This is a genomic window from Agrobacterium sp. H141 (genome assembly GCF_057158725.1).
Map to the genome: position 1 here is coordinate 3235576 of NZ_CM169893.1, position 24311 is coordinate 3259886.

Sequence of the window (24311 nt, forward strand, 5' to 3'; positions counted from 1 at the left end):
TTCCCGCTATACTACAAACCTCCGTTTTCATGAGGAGGAGCCTCTAGTTAGGCCAAACAGCCACGCGCCTCAAGAGGCCCTGCTTTGTTTGCGTCGTGAAATTGACAGCGATCAAGAAGCTGTGAGGATATGTGTTCTCGCCACCCTCTTGCGCGATACACGATCTTCACCGGACTTGCTCGCGCGCGTATTGTATAAAGACGTCGATCGGCGCGAATGGCTGTTTCATTCAGCAATGATTGGCAAATGAGCGCGGCTGGCGAAGCACCGCGGAGCGGCGGAAACCGCAATTGCATGCGCCACTTGGCCGCATTGGACGGCTATCCGTGCACAGTCTGGCGCGACTGGGTTACGGCAAAAACGGCAGATCCCTCCGGCACTCCCATCCGGCTGCCCAGCCACGCCCCCTGCCCGCAGCTGGCAAGCACCCTCGATCCGAAAAGGGGGCGACGCAGAAAGGACGGGAGATTGTCGAAACGCAAGTCGGACCCTATATCTTGCGCACCACAAGGAGTTTGACGATGTCCCAAGACACCAAGCCGAAAGTCCAGAAAACCGACGCCGAATGGCGCGAGCAGCTGACGCCCGAGCAGTATCACATTCTGCGCGAGGCCGGCACCGAGCGTGCCTTTACCGGCCCTTACTGGAATTCCCACGAGAAGGGTCTCTACCGGTGTGCTGCCTGCAATGAGCCGCTGTTTTATTCCGATACCAAGTTCGATTCCGGCTGCGGCTGGCCGAGCTATTTCGAGGCTGTGAAGCCCGATGCGGTGACGGAAATCCGCGACAATTCCCATGGCATGATCCGCACGGAAATTCGCTGCAGCAATTGCGGCGGCCATCTGGGCCACGTGTTCCCCGACGGTCCTCCGCCCACGGGATTGCGCTACTGCATCAACGGCCATTCGATGGTTTTCGAGGCTGAATAGAACGATCCAAGGCCCTTCCGCTCAAAGTGGAGGGGCCTTTTTTGTTGCATATACTGCGCTTGCGACCACCATTCCAACCCATGCCCGCTCTGGTTGACGTCACTCAAATTACCCCTTAACCCTCTTGGCGGGGAAAAATTGAAGGGGAATTTCATGAGAACCAAAGTTCTGGCTTTGGCGTGCACAGTCGCGCTGATTTCGGCCTGCGCCAGCAAACCATCCGATATTGAAGCGGCCTATGTGTCGACACGGCTCTACGAAACCTTGACCTGCGATCAGCTGAGTGAAGAGGCGCAGTCGGTGTCGGCGCGTGCCATTGCCGCCAGCGGCGTGCAGCAGAAAAAGGCCGACAATGATGCGATTGCGGTTGGCGTTGGTATGGTGATCTTCTGGCCGGCCCTGTTCTTTGCCAAAGGCGACGGTGCGTCTGCTGCGGAAGTGTCGCGGCTGAAGGGTGAGATGAAGGCGATCGAACAGACGTCGCTTAAAAAGGATTGCGGCATCAAGTTCGAGGCGGCCACGACCGGCAAGCCTTGAGCCGATACGTGTGCTCATTTTTCGTTGATGGCGCATTTTCGCCGCTTGCGATCCTCGACATTTGTCCGGCAAATAGGTGCGGAAAACAGATCAAGGGAATCGCATGCGGGTAACGTCACTTCAGACCGTGGGTCTTTGCTTTGTCATCAGTGCCGCTCTTTCGGGATGCCTCCAGGCAACGGACGATCTGGCGCAGAGTGCCAAGAGCGTCAGCCCTTCGGTGGAAACGGCGGCGGCTTTAGCTGATCCGGTGACGGGCCAATCCGTGGGCCAGCCCTATGCCAAAGTGCTGGCTGCAGCGCATGCGAACCAGGGCGATGGCACAACGGAGCCTGCGCTTGGACCGATGATCGGCGCGACCGTGCTTGCCAGTGGCGCCATGGTCTATCGCCATCTGGCGCCTGCCGATACGACGTCGGCGAGCACCGGCTATGCCGAACCCAATGGAAAGCCCCTGCCCTATGAGCGCGAGCGGCTGGTCTATTTTCTGGTCGGGCCGGATGGCGTGGTGCGGGACTGGGCCAGCGGATATACGCCCGGCGGCACCGGCAACTGCTTTGGTGGCCTGAAGGGGGCGAGTTCTGGCGGCTATGCCTGCGCGCAAGCGGACCTCAAGCAGGCCGTGGTCGCAATGTTCGATGCGGCGGTCAAGACGCGCTCCGGCCAGCCAATCGGCGTCTGGGGGCCGACGGAGCGTCCCGCCATGGATAACGGCACCAACTGAGGCCATGCCCGGTTTCGTCAACCGGCCTGACGTCGAGCGGCGGCATCGGCGCGCCACACCGTCGGGCTCTTGCCGGTGACGCGCAGGAATTCGCGGTTGAAATTGGACTTGGTCATGAAGCCGGCCTCGTAGAAGATCGACGTCACCGGCAGATCGCTTTCGGCCAGCAGGCGGCAGGCTTCGACGACCCTGAGATTGTTCACATATTGGGACACGCTGACGCCGTGGACGCGGTTGACGGCGTTGGACACGGCGCGGGCCGGCAGGCCCAGACGGCGCGCGAGACGGGCTAGATTGAGATCGGCATCGGCAAAAAGCTGTCGCTCTCCCATCAGCCGGTCGAGATCGGCTGCTATCTGCGCATCCGCGCCGCTGGCGGTTGCGGTGTCCGGATTATCATTTTCTGCAGCCGCGCCGACAGCCTTGCGACTGGCCTGCCCCTCCTCCACCTCGCGACGGCCGCCACCGGAGCCGGCAGAGGCGGCGGCAATACCGAGCAGCAACAGGATGAGCGTGGTGGAGACCGAGACCACCTCGCCCGCATGCCGTCCGCCGCCAAGGCTCATGTCCAGGCTGACGGCACAATCGGTCAGCGCCGAGGACACAAGCATCACCCCGCCAGCCAGCATGGAGCGCCAGGAGCGCAAGGCGCCGTCCAGGCGGGATGCCACCAGACCGTCGGGGCCATGGCGGGCAAGCCAGAACAGCGCCGCTCCGTAGCCGAGGAAATCGGCAATGATCAAAATGTCGATGGGCGCACGCCAGAGGGCGAACAGGATCACCACCGCGATGACCGGCAGGACATGGGGCCAATCGCTGGAGCGGACCATATCGCCTTCCTGCGCCAGACCGCGAAAGGCGAGATAGGAGGCCGGCGGGATGCCGCTGGCAATGGTTGCCAGCAAGGGCAGGATTTCTGTAACGCCATAGCCCCAGCGCAGGCCGACCATCACCGTCTGGACGGTGTAGAGCAGGAGCAACAGAATAAAGGGCCATGCCGGCCCTCCCTCGTCGCGCGCCGACAAGAGGCGGACGATCAGGACCAGCAAAAGCAGGGTGGCGCAAAAGGACAGGGGTACGAAAATCATCGGGCATCACTTGATAACATGGCTGAGAGTTTGGCCTCGATTGCGATCCCGGTCGACCTGAAACGTGATCAAGGACGCGTTTTGTCTCGATGTGGCCGACAACAGGAGCGGTTCAACCCGTACCCTGAAAGGCACATATCATGAAATCGAGAACTGTTCTTCTGACCGGCTGCGGCATTCTGCTGGCCGTCATCGTGACTGACGCGGCTGTCGGCCTGATCAGCCGCAGCGAGGCCATTGCCGGTCCGCTCGATCTGACCCAGGTGTCATCGGTCGACGTGACCGGCAAGGCAAGCCATATCATCATCACCGCCGATCCCGACGCGCCGCAGACGGCTCTTCTGCAAGGGCGGCGGGATGGCTGGAGTGCGGTCTGGCGCTCCGGCTGGTTCTTCTCCGACACTTGCACCCCGGATGCCAGCATGCGCACCGATGGCAACAGGCTGATCGTCGACATGGGGCGCTCGCCACGGCTTTTCGACTGGTCCGACTGCCAGCCCACGCTCACCGCCAATATCAAGCCCGACAGCGCGATCAGCGTGGATCAGGCGGCAAGCCGTACCGAACTCGAGGGCGATTTTTCCACGGTGAACGTGGCAAGCGATGCGGGCGATGTGGTGTTCGACGGACACGCGACCGGCCTGTCGCTCTCAGGCGCGGCACTGCGGGCCCGGATCATCTATCGCCATGTCGCCAATGACGAGACGATCCAGCTGTTCGGCAAGATGATGGATGCAAGCCTTCGTTTCGTACAGCCAACCGAGATCAGCTATCTGGTCGAAGCGGTCGCCTCGCTGGTGGACAGCGACTTGCCGAACACGCCCGGTGCGAAACCCGCAGTGACCGTGCGCGGCGACATGCTGCGACTGCACATCGAGTGATCCGGTTGCGATCAGGCCGGGGGCTGGCGGTCGTCGAGCACCAGCTCCATGGCCGCCAGGTCCAGCCAGCGGCCAAATTTTGTGCCGACCTGTCTGTGGATGCCGACCATGGCGAAGCCGAGTTTTTCATGAAGGGCGATCGAGGCCGTGTTGCCGGCCTCGATGGCGGCGATCATGACATGGATATTGCCGGCCCGCGCCCTCGCCAAAAGGGCTGCCATCAGCTGACGTCCGATGCCGCCGCCACGGCAGTCCTTGTCGACATAGACGGAATGCTCGACCGTGTGGCGATAGCCGTCATGGGGGCGCCAATCGCCATAGGAGGCGTAGCCGATGACCTTGCCATCGCGCTCGGCGACCAGCACCGGAAAGCCCCGCTCAAGACGGGCATCCAGCCAGGCGCGGCGGTTGTCCAGATCGACCAGAATGTCGTTCCAGATTGCGGTCGTGTGTTCCACGGCGTGATTGTAGATGTCGCGGATGGCGGCAAGATCCGCTTCGCCGGCGTCACGGATCAGAAGAGATGAGGTCATGCATAAGGGTCCTGCCAGAAATATGCCTGTTCCATAGCCACGCTGTGGCTGCGTTGTCCAGCGGGTGCATGTTTAAGAAGGCAGGCTATTCAGGATGCGCCAAGGCTGAAGGCGGTGAGGACGGCGGAATAATGCACGGCGGCTGCGGCGACGACGAAACCGTGCCAGATGGCATTTTGAAAGCGCAGCTTTTCCCAGACATGGAAGATGACGCCGGCGGAATAGATCACGCCACCGACGACGATCAGCGCCATTGAGATCGACGGCAGGTAGCTGGCGATCTCGCCCACGGCCATCAGACCGCTCCAGCCCATTGCCAGATAAAGCAGGATGGCCAGTCGGTCGTAGCGGCCGGGAAAGAAGCATTTCAGCGCAATGCCCATGGCGGCCACCAGCCAGATGCCGATCAACAGCGCCAGGATCCAGGGGTTGTCGGAGCCACGCTCGAGAAACGGGGTGTAGGTTGCGGCAATCAGGATGAAGATGGCGGAATGATCGAACCGACGCATGATCCACTTGATGCGCGAGTGGGGCAGCATATTGTAGGTAAACGACACACCAAGGGCGATGACGAGCCCCAGGCCATAGATCCAGGCCGCGGCAATTTCACCATAGCTCGACCAGACGGTGGCGTAGAAAATCAGGACCGTTGCGCCGATGAGCGCGAAGACAACACCCACGCCATGGACGATGCCGTCGGCGAGCAGTTCATGGAAATCATAGGGCCGTCCAAAACGGAACTGCTGGGTCATCTTCCGGATGCTGTCCTTCAACGAGTGATAGTCTGGTCATGATGATAAGAGGATAGCAATTAAGCAATGTTGAAATTGTGACAATCGTCACAGCCAATCCGGCAATTGTTTTGCGTGCCGGTCAGATCGCGCTGCTTGCCAGCAAAATGGGTTTGTCCTACGGCTAGTGCAGATCCTCACTCCGGGTCAGTTCAAGGAATTATCGATGCGCTTTACGGTTCTTGCGACCTTTGCCGCTCTGGTCGCCTATATTTTCTTCTTTATCCGCGTGGCCCGGGCCCGCAAGGAATATGGCGTGGAAGCGCCCAAGACGACCGGCAATGTCAATTTCGAGCGGGTGTTCCGGGTGCAGCAGAACACGGTGGAACAAATGGTCCTGTTTTTGCCGTCGCTGTGGATCTTCGGCACCTATGTCTCCGATCCGCTGGCCGGATTTTTAGGCCTGTGCTGGACCGGCGGCCGCGCGCTCTATGCGGTCGAATATTATTCCGATGCCAAGAAACGCGGCCCCGGCGCCGTGATCACATGGCTTTCGTCCTTCATCCTGCTGATCGGCGGGACAGTCGGCGCGTTGTTGCAGACCATGTAAGACGAAAACGGGCCGACTGGCGACAGCCGACCCGCAAATGTCGATCCGCATCTGTGAGACTAAAGCTCCGCAGCGCAGGCCTTGCAGAAGGGCGTGTAGGGAATGACGTCCAGCCGCTCTTGTGAAATCGGCTGGCCGCAATTGACGCATTCGCCAAAGGTGCCTTCCGAGACACGATGCAAGGCGGCGGCGATCGCTTTCAGCTCCACCTCTCCGGCCTGGCCCAGTTCCTCCAGCACCTCGTCGTTTTCGCGCTCGATGGCGCGATCCTCGCTGTCGGCGCTTTTTTCGTGGCCCAGGTCATCATCAATGCGGTTCAGGCGGGAATTGATCTCGCGTTGACGATCACGCAGGATTTTCTCGTATTTTGCTTGATCCATGGATGTCTCCTTACGTTTCGTCGGATTGTCATGAGGCTCAACCGCGATCAGCGGTCGACCAATACCGAGCATTTCGAATGGCGCACGATCCGGTCGGCGGTGGCGCCGATGAAATAGTTCGAATAGTCGGGGACGTGTGATGCAACAATGATAAGGTCGGCGGAATGTTCCTCCGCAGCCGCCAAAATCTCGCGGGCCGGCGCACCTGTGCGGATCTCGACGCGGGCGGCGACACCTGTCTTTTCCTTCAGGCCGACCAGCTTTGCCTTGCCGTCCTCAATGGCGTTTTCGATCATGTCGACGGGCAGATCGATGGCCAGATAGCCGGGAACATCTTCAACGACCGTCAGCAGGACGATGTCGCCCCCTTCGGCCAGCAGGTTGCTGGCGGTTTCCAGAATGGTTGCGCCACGGTCGAGCGCGCCGCAGTCCACGGGTACGATGATCTTCTTGTACATGCGTGTTCTCCTATTGCCGCAGACCTGTGGGTCAGGCTGCTCCGATGCCCGGCAGAATGCAGCGCACCCGATGCGCCTGCATTGATCCGGATCAAGTTGCGGCACGGGCGACTGTCAAGGAATAGCGAACGATAAATCTCCAACTGAGCATCTTTCGTGAACACCTGTGCCAGCGCATATTCCCTCCAGACAATCAAAGGGAGCACAGATCATGGGTGATATCAGCCGACGCGGCCTGCTCGTCGCCAGCGCAAGCCTCATTACATCCGGTCCGGCTTTCTCAAAGCCCGCGGAGGCCGATATGAACACGACAGACAAAAGCTTTGCCCTGACCCGGCCTGCCCATGTGGGCGCGGCCCATCTTGTCGTCCGGGATCTCGATACCACTGCGGAATTCTATCGCTCGATGCTGGGCCTCAAGACCATCGAGACTGGCATGAGCGGTGTGGTTCTGGGCGCCGGTGGCGTTCCGCTGCTGACACTGACGACGCAAGGCGACGTTGCTGCCGCTCCGCGAGGCGCTGCGGGGCTGTTTCACAATGCGTTCCTGATGCCGAACCGGCAGGAACTGGCCCACTGGCTTTATCATGCAGCCAATCGCGGCGTGCGGCTGGATGGTTCAGCCGATCACCTGGTATCGGAGGCCATCTATCTGTCCGATCCGGAAGGCAATGGTATCGAGATTTATGCCGACCGCCCCGTCGATGCCTGGGCCTTCAACAGGGACGGCACCGTCCAGATGGACACTCTGGCGCTCGATCTTCAGGCCCTCTACGACAGCGCACCCAAGAGCGAATGGGGCGGCATGGCCGATGGTGCCGGCCTTGGCCATATTCACCTTCAGGTGGGCGACATTCCCGCTGCCGATCAGTTCTACGAAGGCGTGCTTGGCCTGAAGAAGATGGGAACGGTTCCGGGCGCAAGCTTCTTCGGGTCGGGCTCCTACCACCATCACGTGGCCGCCAATATCTGGCGCAGTCGCAAGGCTGGACCGCGCAGCGGCAATCTATCCGGGCTCAAGGGATATTCCGTGGTTTTCAATGAGAAGCCGGCGCTCGACACGGCGCTGAGAACTCTGGATGCGATGGAAATCCCGGTGACACGCAATGCAGACGGCCATCTGATAAAGGACCCATGGGGCATTGCCCTGACGCTCAGCGCCTGAGGAGAGCATGAACCCATTCGAGCATTGTCCGCTCAGCGCAGATAAAACAGCCAGATGCCGAAGGTTGTGAAGACGGAGGCCATGAGGTTCATGGGCACGCCGATCTTCAGGAAGTCGGCAAAGCGGTAGCCGCCGGCAGAGGCCACGATGGTGTTGGTCTGATAGCCGATGGGCGTGGCAAAACTTGCGCTGGCACCAAACAGGACGGCCAGCACGACGGCTTCCGGTGGCATGTCCAGCGATCCGGCAAGGGAAATGGCAATCGGGGTCATGATCACGGCCACGGCATTGTTGGTGACCATTTCGGTCAGTACCGATGTCAGCAGATAGATGATCAGGATGATGGCCACCGGCGGCGCCAGCGTGAGGATGGGCAGGACCGCATCGATCATCAATTTGACCGCGCCGCTGTTTTGCAGGCCGATGCCGACGATCAACATTCCGAAGATCAGCGCCAGCACATCGCCATCCGTTGCCCGCCATGCGTCGGACGTATCGATGGCACGGACCAGAAACAGGAAACCGATGGCAATGATTGTCAGCACGGCGATCGGCATGACGCCGAGCGTTGCGAGCACGATGACTGTGGCCAGAGCCAGCAAGACCAATGCTGCGCGGTCGCGGCGGAAGGATTTTTCCAGCGGCGTCTGGGACGGTATGAGACGGATGTCATTTGCGAGCTTTTGCAGGTCTTCCGCGGAGCCTGCGAGCCACAGCGCATCGCCGGGCTTGAGCTTGAGGCTCGGAAGATCGGGACCGGCGAGGTTGGCCCTGCGGCTGGCACCCAGCACCTTGACCTTGTGACGCGACAGGAAGGATGCGTCGGAAATCTTGCGATCGACGGCGTCGTGGCCGGAGGCGATGGTGATCTTGGTGATCTCATGGTCTTCGGCTTTTTTCGCAGGTGCCCGCAACTGCAGGCCGAGATCGGCGCCGTCGGTGCTGTCGAGCGTGGCCAGTTCGGCCTGGGTGGCGCGCAGCACGATCCGGTCGCGCTCCAGCATCAGCACGTCCTCATCGGTGAGATCGAGTTTCACCCCGCCGCGAAAGGCTGCCATGAGCTCGACGCCGCGCGGGGAGAAGATCTTGGCCTTGGAATAGGGCTTGCCCAGATCGGCAAAATCGTCCCGCAGGCGCAGTTCCGTGACGATGTCGGGTTTGGCGTCACCCTTGTTCAGATCGTCGCCATCGCGTCTGGCCGGCAACAGAAAGGTCTGGGCAAACAGCAGGAAGATGGAACAGCCTGCGGCCAGAATGAGCCCGATGGGCGTGATGCCGAAAATGCCGAAGGGTTCCAGGCCCTGCTGACGTGCAACGCTATCCACGAGAAGATTGGTCGATGTGCCGATCAGTGTGCAGGTGCCACCGAGAATGGCGGCATAGGATAGCGGGATCAGCAGCTTGCGCCTTGCTATGCCGGTGGCAGAGGCAAGCGAGGTCATGACCGGGATCAACATGACCACGACCGGTGTGGAATTGACGAAGGCGGAGGCCACCATGGTCAGCCCTAACAGGGTGAAGATGGCAAGGGTTGGCCGGGTCCGCGCCAGCGCCAGAATGCGGGTGATGATGGCTTCGAGGATGCCTGTTCGGGCAAAGGCTGCCGAGATGATCAGCATGGCGGCAACGGTGATGGCCGCACCATTGGAAAATACCGACAGCGCTTCATCCGGCTTGACGAAGCCGAAGGCGATGAACACCGCTGCACCGGATACGGCCACAGCCGAGGGCGGCGTCTTTTCGCGCAAGAATCCGATCAGCATAAGAAAAAGGACCGCCAGCGCGATGAAGGCGGAATAGTCTTTCAGGTAGTCTGCAGGCGTCATGAATGTCCCCGAAAGTGCCGCGATGCGGACGACTATAGCGCGCTCGTCCCCATTGTCGAAGCGCCGGCATTAAACATCCGACGATGCCGAAATGTTCCGCCGTCCGATAGCACTGGTGACCGTTCAATACGGCGTTGTTGTGAAGGTGACTGGCCGGAAGCAGCCAGCGGCCCCGCGACCTTCGGCAAGGGAGTGGCGGACCGCTAGACGGCGCGTCTCTTCGAGGGACCAGCGACCCCGGCGACAGGCCGGGGTCGCCTGTCAATCATAGAGATAATATTTCTGCCACTCGTTGCGCGGGATCAGTGCGCCCATCTCGTAGTCGAACTTCTTGACCTTCAGGTGCTTTTCACCCGTCTCGCACTGGTATTTCAGGCGATACCACTTGCCACGACTGCGCACGACTGCGCCGGAGGCATGGATGCTGTTGCCGTCGACGTCCGGCGGGGAGAATGTGTAGGCGATCACCTTGTCCGGATTGAAACCGCTTTGTTCGCTGCGGATGCGGCTCATGGCTTCGATATCGCAGCGCTGCTCCAGTTGTTCCTCGGGCTCGAGTTCCTCGAGCTGGCGAATGACACTGTTGTCCAGGGCGAAAGCATGGCCCGCAAGGAGCGTTACAAAGGCTGCGGAAAACACTCTTTTATACATCGAATACTCACTGAGTCGTTTAACCGGGGCCGAAATTACCCGCCAGAAATGGGGTGTTCCAGCAACCACGAGTTGTCAATTCTGTTTTTCCCAGGCGCCAGAGTAGCGCGACTGACATTCGGGCTTGATCGGCCCTGTCGCGCTCTCTATCTCTGATCCACCCGCCCCGGATATTCAAAGTCGAGAGAACGCATTGTCCCCTTTCAAGAACCTGCCAACCACCCCGAGCGCTGCTGCCAAACCGGTCAGCGATACCCGTCACGGCATCACCCGCACGGATGATTACGCCTGGATGAGGGCCGATAACTGGCAGGCGATGTTCAAGGATACCTCTATCCTCGACCCCGAGGTCCGCGCCTATCTGGAAGGCGAAAACGGCTATATGGAGGCGGCGATGGCAGATACGAAAGATCTGCAAAAGACGCTGTTTGCCGAGATGAAAGGCCGTATCAAGGAAGACGACAGTTCGGTGCCGGTGAAGGACGGCTCCTTTGCCTATGGCACGAGTTTCGTCACCGGCGGCGAGCAGCCGCGCTATTTCCGCATCCCGCGCGACGGCGACGTCAAGGACGAGACGATCCGCGACCTGCTGCTGGACGGCGACAAGGAAGCCGAGGGCAAGGATTATTTCCGTCTGGCCGGCCTTGGCAACAATAATGACCACTCGCTCGGCATCTGGGGCTATGACGACAAGGGGTCTGAATATTTTACGTTGCGGGTGCGCGATCTGGCGACCAAGACCGATCTCGACGACGTGATCGACAATACCGCCGGCGGCGGGGTCTGGGCACCGGATGGCAAGAGCTTCTTCTATACGCTTCAGGACGATAATCACCGCCCGTCCAAGGTGTTCCACCACATCATCGGCCAGCCGCAATCGGAAGATCGCCTGGTCTTCGAGGAGAAGGACCCCGGCTTCTTCATGGGGGTTGGCGGTTCGCTGCTCGACGACTTCATCTATATCGACATCCACGACCACGAGACCTCGGAATTCCATCTCATTCCAACCTCCGACCTGACGGCCGAGCCCAAGCTTGTGGCGGCGCGCGAGGATGGCGTGGAATACGATCTGACCGAAGGTGGCGATGTGTTCTACATCCTCACCAATGATGGGGATGCCAAGGATTTCAAGATCATGGAAACCCCGGTTGCGACACCGGGCAAGGAAAACTGGACCGAAGTGGTGCCGCATGAGCCGGGTCGACTGATCCTCAACCATATGGCCTTTGCCCGCCATCTGGTCTGGCTGGAGCGCCGCGACGGCCTGCCGCGGATCATGGTGCGCGATCGCAAGTCCGGCGCCGAACACGAGATTGCCTTTGCCGAAGAGGCCTATTCGCTGGGCCTGTCGGGCGCGGCCGAATACGACACGGACGTCATCCGCTTTTCCTATTCGTCGATGACGACGCCCAGCCAGTTGTTCGACTATAATATGGCAACCCGCGAACGCACGCTGCTGAAGACGCAGGAAGTGCCGTCGGGCCATAATCCGAGCGACTATGTAACGCGCCGCGTGTTTGCCAAGGCCCATGACGGGGTCGAGGTTCCGGTCACCCTGCTTTACCGCAAGGATGTCGCCCTCGACGGTTCGGCCCCGTGCCTGCTTTATGGCTACGGCGCCTATGGCATTGCCATTCCGGCCTCGTTCAACACCAATGCGCTGTCGCTTGCCGATCGCGGCTTCGTCTATGCCATCGCCCATATCCGCGGCGGCAAGGACAAGGGCTTTGCCTGGTATGAAGACGGCAAGATGGAAAAGAAGACCAACACCTTCAAGGATTTCATCTCGGCAGCGGATCATCTGGTGAGCGAGAAGTTCACCTCTTACGACAAGATCATCGCCGAAGGCGGGTCGGCCGGCGGCATGCTGATGGGCGCCATTGCCAATATGGCACCTGAGAAGTTCGGCGGCATTATCGCGGCCGTTCCCTTCGTCGATGTGCTCAACACCATGCTCGACGACACCCTGCCGCTCACGCCGCCGGAATGGCCGGAATGGGGCAATCCGATCGAAAGCGCCGAGGAGTATAACTGGATCGCCGCCTATTCGCCTTACGACAATGTCGCCCACAAGCCCTACCCGCCGATCCTTGCGCTTTCGGGCCTGACCGATCCGCGCGTGACCTATTGGGAACCGACCAAGTGGGTGGCCAAGCTGCGGGAAAAGGCGCCGGAGGCCGGACCGTATCTGCTCAAGACCAATATGGCTGCCGGCCATGGCGGAAAATCGGGACGCTTCCAGCGACTGGAAGAGATCGCATTCGAATATGCGTTTGCGATCAAGGTTGCGGGCAAGATGTAGGGGACCTTTTACGCTCGCGGCAGGCTGGCCTTGTTTACCATGCGGTAAGTACACTGCGTGCGGTGCGCGGCGCAGAAGTGTTTTGTTAGCGATTGTTTCCCATAAAGCTTCGTGAAGGTTGCTGATATTTTTTTTGATCAGCGACCTGCGCTTTTTTTGGCGCCTTTTTATTTGAACGAAGGTTTATTTATGTCTTTCTGGGTGCTGGTCGCGGTTGCCGCAATGATCCCGCTCATCGTCGTCGGCGTGCTTCGCACGCCGCGCAGTCCCGGTCGTGTCTCGCTGATCATTGCCGTGCTTTGCGGTTTGTGGTGGACCTGCTGCGTGATTGCGCGCAATGGCAGTGACGACGTCGAATTCAACAACTTCATGGTCAAACTGGCATGGTTTGGCATTGTCGGCGTGCCCCTGTTCTGGAGCCTGAGTTTCGTCACCTATGCGCGCGGCGAGGACTGCGAAAAGAACTGGCAGATAGGGGCGCTGCTGGCCTTCACGTCAGCGGTCGGACTTGCAGCCCTCACGAATGACTGGCACCACGGCGTTTACGCCCCTTCCTACGATCTTGCCAGCGGTCGCAACGCACACGGCCTGATCTACGATCTGGCCATGTACATCGCTTACGCCACGATGGGCGCCGCATTTATCTATGGCCTGGTTCGCCTTCGTACCGCTCAGGGAATCCATCGCTGGCAACTGGTTGCACTGCTTATGGGAGCACTCCTGCCCTGGGCTTCCAATATCGGCTTCAACTTCTTTTCCTTTCGGGTGTTTAACGACGATCCGACACCCTTTGTCTTCGCCATGACCGGCGCGGTCCTGCTGTCTGCCCAGTATTTTTCAAGTCTGTTCGTGGTGCCACCGGTCGGACGGGATGCAATCTTTGCGATCCTGCCCAATCCTGTGGTGATCGTCGATGGTGAAGGCCGTATCCTGGAAATCAATCCTGCCGGTGCAGCACTACCGGGAATTCCCAAGGCCCCGATCGGCGCAATCCTTTCGGAGCCACCGGAACTGGCAAGCCTTATTCATGACGTGTCATTCACGGATGAAGCACGGGGCGAAGTGACCATTGCAGCATCGGGAAAGACCTATGAGATCGGGTGCCACGCACTTTCGGCCTGGGGACGCGCCGGCGGCCGGATGTTCCTGATGCACGACATCACCGAGCGCAAGGCTGGAGAGGCCACGCTCAACACCCTGTCACGCGACTTGCAGTCCCAGTTGCACGACAATCTGACCCTGCAGCGCAAACTGAAGGAAGAGGCCTCGCGCGATCATCTGACAGGGCTGTTCAATCGTCGCCATGCCTACAGGGTCCTGCCACGGCTTCTGAGCGAGGCCGGCCGCCATCAAACGCGTGCCATGGTGGTGATCGACATCGATCACTTCAAGAGCTTCAACGACCGCTATGGCCATGACTTGGGCGACAAGGTGATCAAGCGTTTTGGCCAGATCCTGCAGTCCGATCCTGCCATGCGCGACTTTGCGTTCCGTTGGGGCGGCGAGGAATTCCTGGTATTCCTGCCAGACACCGACCGGGATGACGCCATGGCGCATTGTGCGCACTGGCGAAGGATGTTTGCGGAATCGGATATCGGTACGGTCGTCGAACTGCCCCTCACCTTTTCAGCGGGCATTCGGCTGATCGAAGCCGGCGTCGAGGCAACACTCGACGATGCCGTCAAGGCAGCCGACGATCTGCTTTACGATGCCAAGAGAGCAGGACGCGATGTCGCCTTTATCTCCGAAGAAGCCGCGCCGTTGAAACATACCGACGCGGCCTGAGCGACCGCTCCCATGCGAGCCAATGACTGGCGCAGACCTGCGTCAGTAAGAGGCGAGTACCGCCTTCACTGCCGGTCGCTCTTCCATCCGGTTGCCGTGATCCAGAATGCGCGGAAAACGCTTGGGATCGACACCGTCGCTCTCCAGCCAACGGGCGATGGTGAAGAGATAAGGATCGGCGATGGAATAGGCGTCGCCCATGACCCAGGGGCCCTTGAACATGTCCTGTTCGATCATGTCGAAGCACTTGCCCATGACCTCAGGCAGTTTGCGCTTCATGTCGTCCAGCGAGGACTGATCGTCAGCCCAGCGGGTTCCCCGCCGGCCATGGGCGTGGGCCACATGAACCGTCGAACTCATATAGCTCATGAAGGCCTGTATCTCGGCAAAGGCAAAGGGATCGTTCACCGGTGCGAGACCGGCATCGGGATGGCTCTGGGCGACGAAGGCGAGGATGGCCGGCGTTTCCGTGAGGATGCCGCGGTCGGTGACCAGTGCCGGAACCCGGCTCTTTGGGTTGACCGCACGATAGGCCTCGCTGTTCTGATCGCCCTTGGCCAGATCGATCTTCTCGACCGTATAGGATGCTGCGGCCTCTTCCAATGCGATGTGAGAGGCAAGCGAGCAGCTTCCCTTGGCAACGAATAATTTCAATGAATTTCCTCCCGATCATAAGCAATGCTTGAGACTGAATACCACCGCCCAATGCGCGTCAACAGAGAGATGGCGCGCATTTGTGGGAACAAGCGGAAGGTCCGTGTGTTTAAAGTTGAGGGCTGGGCTATGTCATCACCAAATAAGTGTGCACGTTGGCAAGAGGATGCCGGCCCCCTATCGTATTTGAGCCTTTAAATTTTGGGAGGGAACATGCCAGTCTTTGTCGCCCTGATCGGTGCCGTGAATGTTGGCGGGACCGCAAAACTGTCTATGGAGGACCTGAGGGAGATTGCCAAAGGCCTCGGCTATAACGATGTTTCGACCTATATTCAGTCGGGCAATCTGATCTTTTCCAGCGACGACCAGCCGGCCTTCATCATTGGATGCCTGAGCGAGGAACTCGAACGCAAGCTTGGCAGCCCGACGCGGGTCTTCGTCAGACGCGCGGACGAGATGAGGGCGATTGCCGACAACAATCCGTTTGCCGGCATGCCCGCAGACCAGGTTCTCGTCAGCTTCTTCAGCGCTGCGCCCGGCGATACCGCCCTGCACGGGTTTGTGGCCCCTGACGGTGAAGAAGCCGTGGTGCGCGGGCGGGAGATCTATGTGCACTATCCGCTTGGCTCAGGCCGCTCGAAAATCAAGCTGCCGTCTCTGAGGTCCGGCACTTCGCGCAATATCAATACGGTCGCCAAACTTGCGGACATGGCCACCAGACTGGAGAACAACGCATGAGCGGTACGTGGTGGCAAGCCTTGCAGGTCGTCAAGCGGCTGTGGTTCCGGGCAACGCTCTATGCATTGGTCGCAGTTGCAATTGCCGTGCTGGGCATTGTCATCGGACCCTATATACCAGACAGCTTTTCCGACATGGTCGGCGCCAAGGCTGTCGATGCCATCCTGTCGATCATCGCGTCCAGCATGCTGGCCGTCACCACCTTTTCGCTTTCCACACTGGTGGCAGCCACCACCGCTGCGGCGACCAGCGGTACGCCGCGCGCGATCAGCCTGTTGTTGCAGGATCGAACGGCGCAGTCGGCACTCTCCACCTTTCTGGGGGCCTTCCTGTTTTCGCTGGTCGGGCTGATTGCGCTCAATACGCATCTCTATGGCGGCGGCGGGCGTCTGGTGCTTTTCGTCGCCACGCTGATCGTCGTTCTTTTGATCGTGACCATGCTGTTGCGCTGGATCGATCATCTGGCCGGACTTGGCCAGGTCAGCGAAACCATCAGCCGTGTGAGTGACACCGCAGAAAGCGCGTTGAGCGATCTGGCCCAGTCCCCCTATCTCGGCGGACTGCCCTATACACAGGTTCCCGATGGCGCTCTTCCGCTGTTTCCCGACATTGCCGGGCATCTGCGCCATGTCGACATGGCCCGGCTGCACGATATCGCAAAGGGGCTGGAGGGGAAAATCTTCCTGCTTGCACGGCCCGGTGACTATTGCTCGCCAAACGAACCGCTATTGATGTTCCACGGGCCAAAAGGCTTCGGAGACGAAGAAGACGATACGCGCGAAGCGACACTGCGGGCCTTCACCCTTGGCGATATCCGCAATTACGCCCAGGATCCCCTGTTCGGCCTCACCGTGCTGTCGGAGATCGCGTCGCGGGCGCTATCGCCAGGCATCAATGATCCCGGCACGGCGCTTGATGTGGTGTCGAGGCTGTCGAGACTGATGGGCAAATTTGCCGAGCAGCGCCGCACGCGGCTGGCGAAAGAGGCCGACGGCGATGGCTCCGAGGCGCGCTATGACACCGTTTATATGCCGCCCGTGCTGGCCGACGATCTGTTCGGCGCCGCCTATGTCGGCGTTGCCCGCGATGGCGCGCATCTGATCGAGGTGGCGTCGGCGGTGCAGCAGTCGCTCGCAGTGGTGGCACAGGCCGCCGATCCCGAAATCGCAGATGCCGCGCGCGACATGGCGCGCCAGGCGCTGGAGCGTAGTCAGGATGCGATGACCTATGAGGGAGACTGGAAAAAGCTGGATGCGCTGCATGCCTCCATGACCTCCAGATCGCATCTGGCACACACACGACAGCTATAGTTAGCTTACGTAGCGTCAGGTGCTTCGCAGTGTCAGTTCAGAAATGAATTGCAAGGTCAATACCCGTTTTGCCGCAGCGCAATAATGCGCAAGCCTCGCGCAAGCTTCAATCGTTAATAAAAGGTTAACGCCAACGCAGAGAGGCCTGCCATGAGGATCGACAGCGGTCTAAGCAGCCAATATTACCAGAACCGGTATGTGCCGGAGCAGATCGACAGCGAAGACGCAGCACCGGAAACGGTTGCGACGACGCGGTCTGCTTCCAATCCGGCTTTCAGCAAGACGCTTCTCTCCTCGCATCTTGCCAGCGCTCTGTGGGGCATCGAAGGCGGCAAGAAGAATAGCGCTTCCGCCGGCACCGGCATCAAGGACTTCGGCTTTCCGACAACGGCTGAAAAGGTTGAAGCCGTCTACATGGAATTCAGCGACGAACAATAGTCGCTCCAGGGCCGCATGTTTCTGCGCCCCTACCTGCCTCTTTTCCTTACGTGAGACGACACAGCCCCTGGCGACCGGGGGCGCGCAACTTGATATCGCCGCAATCATCCCCAAATCTACAGCAACTAGAGATCTGGAAGGATGGCCATGTATGCGATCGGAGACCTTTCGCGTTTGACGGGCGTCAAAGTCCCCACCATTCGCTATTACGAACAGCAGGGCCTTATTGCCGCGCCCGATCGCACCGAGGGAAATCAGCGCCGTTACGAAAGACGTGCGCTGGACAGGCTGACATTCATTCGCCATGCGCGCGATCTGGGATTTCCGATCGAGGCGATCCGGGAATTGCTGTCGCTGAGCCGCCATCCGGAAGAACCGTGCGAGCGCGCGGATGACATTGCCAGGGCGCAGCTGATGGAGGTGCGCGAAAAACTGGCGCGCCTGAAGAAACTGGAAGTCGAGCTGGAGCGCATTGTCGACCATTGCGGCAATCACACTGTCGGTGATTGTTACGTGATCCGCGCCCTGTCCGATCACAGCCTTTGCGAACACGACCACTGAGGGGAAACCAATGCCAGTGATCAGAAGCGAGAACGCACCTCTTGAAGAGGTGAACGGCGAAGGACGAAATGCAGAGCTTGGACACTACAGCGCCAGACTGCTCAGCGACGCCGGCGGATTGACGCAATTCGGCGCCTTCGTCGAAACCCTGCCACCGGGCTCCTCCTCCTCCCACAAGCACTGGCACGAGTCGGAAGACGAGTTCGTCTATGTGCTTTCAGGCCAGGTGATGCTCAATGAGGGCGACACGATGACAGAAATGCATCCCGGCGATGCCGCTTGCTTCAAGGCCGGCGTCGAGGTGGGGCACCGGCTGGAAAACCAGTCGGATGCACCAGTGACCTACCTGATTGTGGGAACGCGCATGCCCGACGATGCGGTGCATTACACCGACAAGGACATGCTGCTCACCAAGGTGAGTTTCGAGAAGGTGCTGACCGATAGGTCAGGAAACCGGCTGCAGGACTAGAACACGCTTTACGCACTGCGTGCCGCGATAAATTTCAGGCACTCCTCAAAGGCCGTGAGGTCCAGATAAAGCCTGTCTGGCTGCGCTGCGTGGACGGCAACATGACCGCCGCGCCTGAGGACACCACCCTGCAGCATCAGGTTGTCGATCATGTCGACATCTTCCAGTGCAATACCATCCGGCCCGCGCCAGCGTCCATCGTCGCCCTTTACCGCGTCGCCACCGTAGAAACGCATGCTGCGTTCGAAATGTCCGTCCGCGATATTGGTATAGGCGGTGACGATCTTGCCCTGCGCGCACATGTAACCCAGCTCGAAGGCGGTGCCGACATCGGCGGATATGCCACGGAACGGGGTCAGATTGGCAATGATGCCATCGGCCGAATTCATCATCCGCTCGTCGACTTCGCTGATGCGCAAGCCGAATTCGCGACGGGTGGGCGCCGGTTCGATCGCGATATCGCCTGGCATGATCGGCTCGAAACCGTAAGCGCGCGCCATATCCGCCTTGGCATCGAGTGCGCCACGGGCATCGGGCAGGAAGACTTCCGGACCTGCGAGATAGAGTTTGATGGTCATGGTGGATTCCCTATTGGCTGGGGCGGACGCATTTTCCTATCAAGCCAGGCGCAGTCGTGCCAGCGCGGATTGCCGGCAAGCGATGCGCAAAAAGCCCCGTTGACAAGCATTGCAATTGGGAGCATCTAGGCTTCCATGATCAACGCACGCGCACTCATCACCAGCACGTATTTTTGGGCCTACCGGTAACAGGCGGCCCGACTGATCATTTATGTCAACAGGCCGCCGTCAGGCGGCCTTGTTGTATGAACAGCTTCCCCTGACGGCAAAACGAACAAGGGACGCGAACAATGACTGAAGATACCGACATTACACTTCCAAGACCGCCCGTTGTGGTGATCCGCTCGGCGCGGGTCGGCGACCTGCCGGAACTCAACCAGATGATCGCAGCCCTTGCGATCCATCATGGTGATGCATCGGACATGACCCCGGACAAGCTGGAACGCGATCTGTTCGGGCCCATGCCCTGGATCCAGGCTCTGGTGGCCGATAGCGGCGAAGGTTTGATCGGCTACGCCATTCTGGTGCCGCTTTACAAGGCGCAGGAAGGCAAGCGCGGCATGGACCTGCATCACCTGTTCGTGGCTGACGGCCAGCGCGGCAATGGCATCGGTCAGCATCTGGTGGCACGCGCCCGCGACATTGCCCGCAAATCCGGCTGCGACTTCCTGTCGGTGAGTGCCGCCACCGGTAATTTCGCCGCCCACCGCTTCTACGAACACATGGACTTCCTGCCTCGTCCTGTCACTGGCATGCGCTACACGCAGGCATTGGCCTGAGCTTCTTAAGGAGGACTTTCCCGATGCCCCGTATTGCCATTGCCTTGCAGCATGATTTTGCCGACTGGGAGCCCGCCCTCCTGATGGCAGCATCGCGCTATTATCTCGGCTGCGATGTGGTGACGGCGTCGCCCGACGGCGGCCCGGTCATCTCCATGGGGGGAATGAAGGTGTCGCCTGATATCGGTTTCGATGCCATCGATGCCTCCAAGTTCGATGCCCTTGTCATTCCCGGCGGTTACGCCTGGGAAAAAGGCAGTGCTTACGACTTTGCCGCCATGGCGACAGCCTTTCATGAAAACGACAAGGTGCTGGCCGGTATCTGCGCTGCGGCCAGCGCACTGGCAGCGTCAGGGGTTCTGGACAATGTTGCCCATACCGGAAATTCGCTCGCGTCCCATCAGCAATATCCCGGTTATCACGGCGAAGCCCGTTATCTCGACCAGCCGCAGGCGGTGTCGGACAAGAAGATCGTGACGGCGCCCGGAAATTCTCCGGTGACCTTCACCACGGAAGTTTTGAAGGCGCTCGGGATCTGGACTGCGGAGGCCGACACAGAAATTACGGCTTTTCAACGCGAACACGGCCGAGAGGAGTAAAACTCCGCCCGGCCGGCCAGTCCGCCACGTTAAACTTACAGCCCGTCAATGCCTGACGGGAGGCTTTTCAGACCACTGTTGCAAAGTGGACTTGATGAGGATCAGCGCGGCCTGTTGTACCTGGTCACGCTCCCTCGGATCGACAATCGCACTCAAACGCTCCTCGAAAGCGCCGACCGTCTTGACGACCCAGTTATGCAACGCGGGATCGGGATAGTTGTCCAGCAAAGAGCGAATGGCACTCTCCATCCGCCTGCGTTCAGCGCTCATTCCCATATACTCTCCGTGCTGCTGGAAAGGACCATGCATGACGTGGCTTGCGCGACGCTGGAACGGGTGTTGGTTGCGTCGATATTAGATGAGGACTATCCTTTGGATCGAAGGTTGGCCGGAGCGATTGATATGGGCGAGATGGTGAGCGTTAAACTACCCAGCGACATCGTGGCGCTCCTGCGCGAACGACTGGGCGCACGGGAATTCGCATCAAACGATGAAGCCGTCCTCGCCGCCATTGAAGATATGCTGGAATCGGTACCTGCCGACGATTATCGGCTGGATGCCCTGCGGGAACGTCTGCGTCATTCGATGGACGACCCGCGTGCGAATATCAGCGGCAATGCAGCCCGCCAACACCTCGACCTGCTTTACGCCAAGAACCGTGCCTAAGGTGACGAATGAAGCGCTTCGAGGTCGTCTATCGTCCCGAAGCCCTTACGGATATTGAAGCCATTTTCCTGTACGTGCTTGAGGCAAGCCAATCGTTGCAAATTGCATCCGGCTTCACCGACCGTATTCTTGATCGCTGCCAGCGCATCGGCGACGCTCCCAGGGGCGGCGTGGTGCGGGATGACCTGATGCCGGGCATTCGCGTTGTTCCGTTCGAGAAAAAGGCTGTGATTGCCTACATTCTGCAGGATGACAAGGTCGTCATCGTCAACATCTTCTATGGCGGGCGGGACTATCATGCCTTGTTCAACACGCGCCCCGCATAAATCGAAACTCGACTATTCCACTGCCGGCACGGCCTTCAGATAGGCCGCAATCGCCTCGCGGTCTTCGGCTGGAAGTTCTGACAGGTTCTTCTGCACCTCGACCATGGAACCGCCAACGCTGTCGTAGTCCGGGGTAAAGCCAGTGGTCAGATATTCGACGATATCGCCCTGGCTCCAGCCACCGATGCTTTTCGAGCCCGGCGTGATATTGGGAATGGTGCCTTCCCCTTCCGGATTGGCACCACCGGCCAGCCATTGCCCCGATTTAAAGCCGCCCAGCGCATTGCGCGGGGTGTGGCATTCGCCGCAGTGGCCCGGACCTTCCACCAGATACTGGCCGCGTTTGACCCGATCATCCGCATTGGCCAGATCAACGCGTGGCGCGTCGGTGAAATAGAGGAATTTCCAGCCGCCGACCGCAGCTCTTATGTTGAAGGGAAAGGGCAGTTCGTGCGGCGGTGCCACCTTGTCGCTGGATGGCAGCGTTTTCAGGTAGCCGAAGAGATCGTTGATGTCGGTCGACGTCATACGCGCATAGGAGCCATAGGGAAAAGACGGATAGAGATGCTGACCATTGGGGCCGACGCCGCGGGTCATGGCATCGCCGAATTCCGCGAGGCTCCAACCGCCAATGCCGACATCGGGGTTGGGTGTAATATTGGGGGCGTGGAAGGTGCCGAACGGGCTTTTCAAGGGTGCGCCGCCCGACAACACCAGTCGTGCCTCACCCTCGGCACCCGCAGGCGCATGACAGGACACACAGCCGCCGGCCCAGAAGATGCGCTCTCCGTTTTGCAGATCAGGCTCACCGAGATTTTCCCAATGCGCGTCCGGCTGGCGCTGCGGCGCTGTGACGAACAGAAAGCCGCCCGCACCGACGCCGCCGATGAGAACGAGCGTACCGAGTGTCTTAAGCCAAAGAGCTGTCATTGATGGTCCCCGCGAGACTCCGCTGCAAACAGATGCCCCTCCGCCCCGCTTTGCAAGAGCGGACGGAGGGTCGTTTTCTGCGCGTCTACTTCTTCATGCGGTAGGACTGATGACATTCGCCACACACGGCACCGACGGCCTTCAATGTCGCGCCGACGCCTGCCTGATCGGCGGGCATGGATGCGAGCTGGGCTTCAGCGACCTCGGCAAGCTTGGCAGCTTCCGCCTTGAAGTCATCCATGTTTTCCCAGATCTTGGGGCTGGCTTCGGTCTCGAAACCGGTCTCTGTTCCTGCCGGAAACTGATCGGGGAAGGCCTTGGCATTTTCCTCGATAGTCGTCAGTGCTGCCTTGACGACGTCGGCGTCGAAGGGCTTTTCACCCTTGGCAATGGCGCCCATTGCGCCCATGCTACCGCCGATCTTCTTCATCATCTGCTGGCGGAGAACCTGCGGCTCGTCTGCAGCCACGGCCACACCGGCTGCAAATGCCGCCAGAACGGCTGCCGCCATCAATCGTTTCAACATCATCGTCACTATCTCCCTGTTCCATTCCCGGCATCACCGGTGGTGCATGCATTGCACATGATGATTGCCGGAAGGATATGACGGAATGAAGTCACAATCGGGTGAACCTGAACCCCGACCGTGCAGCTGGCCGCATTCCCTGGTCGATGTCGAGACAACGCGCGGGCGTTAAAATCCGTCAGCGCGATACAGGCAGCCGACGACTTTCCTCGCGCCCCAGACCGTCGATATGGATGTGATCTGCATAGAGCTGGAAAATGGCGAAGGCGTTTTCGTCTTCTGTATCCACCATTCCTTTGAAGTTGATGAAGTGGGTGGCGTTCTTCTGCCCGTAATTGCCGCGGTGGTCATGACCGCAGAGATAGGCGACGGCTGCACCGGGGGCGGCAATCAGTTCGGCGATCCCAGGCGCATCCCAAAGCGCATGGTCGGTGAAGGGGTGCAGGGGATAGTGGCCGAGCACAATGGCCTTTTCGCCCGCTTGCGCTGCCATGGTCAGGCGCTCCTGCAGCCAGGCGACCTGGGTTTCGCTCATGCCGGCATTCCACATCATGGCATTGGCAGCGCCCTGTTTCGCCATCGTCTTCAAGCGCTCGGATGCTTCGATGCGGCGTTCGTCATCCAGCGGCGGAGCAAACAGCGAGATCTCGCTTCCATCGGTCACGATCAGGCGCACGCCATTGACCACGCGATCATAATAGGGTGACGGCATGCCGATTTTGGCATGAACGTGCGCCAGCTTGTCGGCAGCGACGGCAAAATCGTGATTGCCCGGCAGGCACAGGACTTCGTGCCGGAAGGTTGCCAGAATGTCGAGCACGGGATCGAAATTATCCCAGTCACGGTCGATCAGGTCGCCAAGCACGACAATCAGATCGAGATCCTCCTGCTCGAAGAACGCAATGGCCGTGCGCAGTTTGTCGAGGCTCTGACGGAAATAACGGCCAAGCTCCGGGTTTGGCGCAACGGGCGCATATTGCGGATCGGCAATGATGCCAAGACGGAGGATCGGGGTGGCGGATTCGGGCATGGGGTTCACGATATGCTGGGGATCAAATCAAGAGAGGGCTATGGGCTGCCGATTACGAGGCCGGGATGACAGGGATGTGACAAAGATAGGCTCTTCCATGACGGGGA

At 59.7% G+C, this 24311-nt stretch carries 30 protein-coding genes; 17 read left to right on the forward strand and 13 right to left on the reverse strand.

The features are described 5' to 3' along the window. The first annotated feature begins 521 nt into the window (after positions 1 to 521). The 3 genes from msrB to ACWPM9_RS15165 all read left to right on the forward strand — a co-directional run bounded on the left by msrB (position 522) and on the right by ACWPM9_RS15165 (position 2190). Complete coding sequence (gene msrB / locus ACWPM9_RS15155) at positions 522 to 929, forward strand: peptide-methionine (R)-S-oxide reductase MsrB (protein ID WP_428185437.1); 408 nt, start codon at positions 522 to 524, stop codon at positions 927 to 929. Between the two features lie 153 nt (positions 930 to 1082). After that, positions 1083 to 1466: a hypothetical protein gene (locus tag ACWPM9_RS15160; RefSeq protein ID WP_484755665.1), complete on the forward strand. Its 384-nt coding sequence runs from the start codon at positions 1083 to 1085 to the stop codon at positions 1464 to 1466. Positions 1467 to 1569: 103 nt separating this feature from the next. Beyond that, a complete protein-coding gene (locus ACWPM9_RS15165) occupies positions 1570 to 2190 on the forward strand; it encodes a hypothetical protein (protein ID WP_484755666.1) in 621 nt (206 codons plus the stop codon). Between the two features lie 17 nt (positions 2191 to 2207). On the opposite strand, the gene ACWPM9_RS15170 is transcribed toward ACWPM9_RS15165, so the two are convergent. Then, entirely contained in the window at positions 2208 to 3278 is a 1071-nt protein-coding gene (locus ACWPM9_RS15170) for a helix-turn-helix domain-containing protein (protein WP_484755667.1), read from the reverse strand. A gap of 140 nt (positions 3279 to 3418) precedes the next feature. On the opposite strand from ACWPM9_RS15170, the gene ACWPM9_RS15175 reads away from it, so the two are divergent. Continuing rightward, entirely contained in the window at positions 3419 to 4159 is a 741-nt protein-coding gene (locus tag ACWPM9_RS15175) for a hypothetical protein (RefSeq protein ID WP_428185441.1), read from the forward strand. An 11-nt stretch (positions 4160 to 4170) separates the two neighbouring features. Here the strand turns inward: ACWPM9_RS15175 and ACWPM9_RS15180 are convergent, their stop codons facing one another. Together ACWPM9_RS15180 and trhA are read right to left on the reverse strand one after the other, a co-directional pair. Continuing rightward, complete coding sequence (locus tag ACWPM9_RS15180) at positions 4171 to 4692, reverse strand: GNAT family N-acetyltransferase (RefSeq protein WP_484755668.1); 522 nt, start codon at positions 4690 to 4692, stop codon at positions 4171 to 4173. An 89-nt stretch (positions 4693 to 4781) separates the two neighbouring features. After that, positions 4782 to 5444, reverse strand: a complete 663-nt coding sequence (gene trhA, locus ACWPM9_RS15185) for a PAQR family membrane homeostasis protein TrhA (protein WP_484755669.1) — start codon at positions 5442 to 5444, stop codon at positions 4782 to 4784. 205 nt (positions 5445 to 5649) lie between these two features. On the opposite strand from trhA, the gene ACWPM9_RS15190 reads away from it, so the two are divergent. After that, a complete protein-coding gene (locus ACWPM9_RS15190) occupies positions 5650 to 6033 on the forward strand; it encodes an MAPEG family protein (RefSeq protein WP_428185444.1) in 384 nt (127 codons plus the stop codon). A 59-nt stretch (positions 6034 to 6092) separates the two neighbouring features. Here ACWPM9_RS15190 and ACWPM9_RS15195 read toward each other — a convergent pair whose 3' ends face one another. Together ACWPM9_RS15195 and ACWPM9_RS15200 are read right to left on the reverse strand one after the other, a co-directional pair. Continuing rightward, on the reverse strand, positions 6093 to 6413 hold the full coding sequence (locus ACWPM9_RS15195) for a TraR/DksA family transcriptional regulator (protein WP_484755670.1): 321 nt from the start codon (positions 6411 to 6413) through the stop codon (positions 6093 to 6095). Between the two features lie 47 nt (positions 6414 to 6460). Further along, complete coding sequence (locus ACWPM9_RS15200) at positions 6461 to 6871, reverse strand: universal stress protein (RefSeq protein WP_428185446.1); 411 nt, start codon at positions 6869 to 6871, stop codon at positions 6461 to 6463. Between the two features lie 211 nt (positions 6872 to 7082). Here ACWPM9_RS15200 and ACWPM9_RS15205 point away from each other — a divergent pair, with 211 nt between their 5' ends. Next, a complete protein-coding gene (locus ACWPM9_RS15205; protein WP_484755671.1) occupies positions 7083 to 8036 on the forward strand; it encodes a VOC family protein in 954 nt (317 codons plus the stop codon). A 32-nt stretch (positions 8037 to 8068) separates the two neighbouring features. Here the strand turns inward: ACWPM9_RS15205 and ACWPM9_RS15210 are convergent, their stop codons facing one another. Next, positions 8069 to 9862 (reverse strand): SLC13 family permease, encoded by a 1794-nt coding sequence (locus ACWPM9_RS15210; RefSeq protein ID WP_484755672.1) that lies wholly within the window; start codon positions 9860 to 9862, stop codon positions 8069 to 8071. 261 nt (positions 9863 to 10123) lie between these two features. Further along, a complete protein-coding gene (locus ACWPM9_RS15215) occupies positions 10124 to 10513 on the reverse strand; it encodes a DUF930 domain-containing protein (protein ID WP_428185449.1) in 390 nt (129 codons plus the stop codon). Between the two features lie 193 nt (positions 10514 to 10706). On the opposite strand from ACWPM9_RS15215, the gene ACWPM9_RS15220 reads away from it, so the two are divergent. After that, positions 10707 to 12815 (forward strand): S9 family peptidase, encoded by a 2109-nt coding sequence (locus ACWPM9_RS15220; RefSeq protein ID WP_484755673.1) that lies wholly within the window; start codon positions 10707 to 10709, stop codon positions 12813 to 12815. A 189-nt stretch (positions 12816 to 13004) separates the two neighbouring features. Beyond that, positions 13005 to 14600, forward strand: a complete 1596-nt coding sequence (locus tag ACWPM9_RS15225) for a diguanylate cyclase (RefSeq protein WP_484755674.1) — start codon at positions 13005 to 13007, stop codon at positions 14598 to 14600. A gap of 42 nt (positions 14601 to 14642) precedes the next feature. Here ACWPM9_RS15225 and ACWPM9_RS15230 read toward each other — a convergent pair whose 3' ends face one another. Next, positions 14643 to 15254, reverse strand: a complete 612-nt coding sequence (locus ACWPM9_RS15230) for a glutathione S-transferase family protein (protein ID WP_484755675.1) — start codon at positions 15252 to 15254, stop codon at positions 14643 to 14645. Between the two features lie 213 nt (positions 15255 to 15467). On the opposite strand from ACWPM9_RS15230, the gene ACWPM9_RS15235 reads away from it, so the two are divergent. From ACWPM9_RS15235 to ACWPM9_RS15255, 5 genes are all read left to right on the forward strand, one after another. Continuing rightward, a complete protein-coding gene (locus ACWPM9_RS15235) occupies positions 15468 to 15992 on the forward strand; it encodes a DUF1697 domain-containing protein (protein WP_484755676.1) in 525 nt (174 codons plus the stop codon). Next, positions 15989 to 17302, forward strand: coding sequence for a DUF2254 domain-containing protein (locus tag ACWPM9_RS15240; RefSeq protein WP_484755677.1), 1314 nt, complete (start codon positions 15989 to 15991; stop codon positions 17300 to 17302). The genes ACWPM9_RS15235 and ACWPM9_RS15240 overlap by 4 nt, the downstream gene beginning before the upstream one ends. Positions 17303 to 17452: 150 nt before the next feature. Continuing rightward, entirely contained in the window at positions 17453 to 17740 is a 288-nt protein-coding gene (locus ACWPM9_RS15245; protein ID WP_484755678.1) for a hypothetical protein, read from the forward strand. A 147-nt stretch (positions 17741 to 17887) separates the two neighbouring features. Next, complete coding sequence (locus tag ACWPM9_RS15250; protein ID WP_428185456.1) at positions 17888 to 18301, forward strand: MerR family transcriptional regulator; 414 nt, start codon at positions 17888 to 17890, stop codon at positions 18299 to 18301. Positions 18302 to 18311: 10 nt separating this feature from the next. Further along, the gene (locus ACWPM9_RS15255) at positions 18312 to 18770 is read left to right on the forward strand and encodes a cupin domain-containing protein (RefSeq protein WP_484755679.1); all 459 of its coding nucleotides are present in this window, start codon (positions 18312 to 18314) and stop codon (positions 18768 to 18770) included. Between the two features lie 8 nt (positions 18771 to 18778). On the opposite strand, the gene ACWPM9_RS15260 is transcribed toward ACWPM9_RS15255, so the two are convergent. Beyond that, positions 18779 to 19348, reverse strand: coding sequence for a nucleoside 2-deoxyribosyltransferase (locus ACWPM9_RS15260; RefSeq protein WP_484755680.1), 570 nt, complete (start codon positions 19346 to 19348; stop codon positions 18779 to 18781). A gap of 290 nt (positions 19349 to 19638) precedes the next feature. Here ACWPM9_RS15260 and ACWPM9_RS15265 point away from each other — a divergent pair, with 290 nt between their 5' ends. Together ACWPM9_RS15265 and ACWPM9_RS15270 are read left to right on the forward strand one after the other, a co-directional pair. Beyond that, the gene (locus ACWPM9_RS15265; protein ID WP_428185459.1) at positions 19639 to 20127 is read left to right on the forward strand and encodes a GNAT family N-acetyltransferase; all 489 of its coding nucleotides are present in this window, start codon (positions 19639 to 19641) and stop codon (positions 20125 to 20127) included. 23 nt (positions 20128 to 20150) lie between these two features. After that, positions 20151 to 20726, forward strand: a complete 576-nt coding sequence (locus ACWPM9_RS15270) for a DJ-1/PfpI family protein (RefSeq protein ID WP_484755681.1) — start codon at positions 20151 to 20153, stop codon at positions 20724 to 20726. Between the two features lie 45 nt (positions 20727 to 20771). Here ACWPM9_RS15270 and ACWPM9_RS15275 read toward each other — a convergent pair whose 3' ends face one another. Next, complete coding sequence (locus ACWPM9_RS15275) at positions 20772 to 20996, reverse strand: hypothetical protein (RefSeq protein WP_428185461.1); 225 nt, start codon at positions 20994 to 20996, stop codon at positions 20772 to 20774. A gap of 33 nt (positions 20997 to 21029) precedes the next feature. On the opposite strand from ACWPM9_RS15275, the gene ACWPM9_RS15280 reads away from it, so the two are divergent. Together ACWPM9_RS15280 and ACWPM9_RS15285 are read left to right on the forward strand one after the other, a co-directional pair. After that, positions 21030 to 21392, forward strand: a complete 363-nt coding sequence (locus tag ACWPM9_RS15280; protein ID WP_484755682.1) for a hypothetical protein — start codon at positions 21030 to 21032, stop codon at positions 21390 to 21392. Positions 21393 to 21400: 8 nt separating this feature from the next. Then, positions 21401 to 21718 carry a type II toxin-antitoxin system RelE/ParE family toxin gene (locus tag ACWPM9_RS15285; protein ID WP_484755683.1) on the forward strand — a complete coding sequence of 106 codons (318 nt, stop codon included), beginning with the start codon at positions 21401 to 21403 and terminating at the stop codon, positions 21716 to 21718. Positions 21719 to 21730: 12 nt separating this feature from the next. On the opposite strand, the gene ACWPM9_RS15290 is transcribed toward ACWPM9_RS15285, so the two are convergent. The 3 genes from ACWPM9_RS15290 to ACWPM9_RS15300 form a co-directional block, all read right to left on the reverse strand. Beyond that, positions 21731 to 22648, reverse strand: coding sequence for a c-type cytochrome (locus ACWPM9_RS15290; RefSeq protein ID WP_484755684.1), 918 nt, complete (start codon positions 22646 to 22648; stop codon positions 21731 to 21733). 85 nt (positions 22649 to 22733) lie between these two features. Further along, a complete protein-coding gene (locus ACWPM9_RS15295) occupies positions 22734 to 23177 on the reverse strand; it encodes a c-type cytochrome (RefSeq protein ID WP_484755685.1) in 444 nt (147 codons plus the stop codon). Between the two features lie 175 nt (positions 23178 to 23352). Beyond that, on the reverse strand, positions 23353 to 24204 hold the full coding sequence (locus tag ACWPM9_RS15300; protein ID WP_484755686.1) for a metallophosphoesterase: 852 nt from the start codon (positions 24202 to 24204) through the stop codon (positions 23353 to 23355). Positions 24205 to 24311 lie beyond the last annotated feature (107 nt).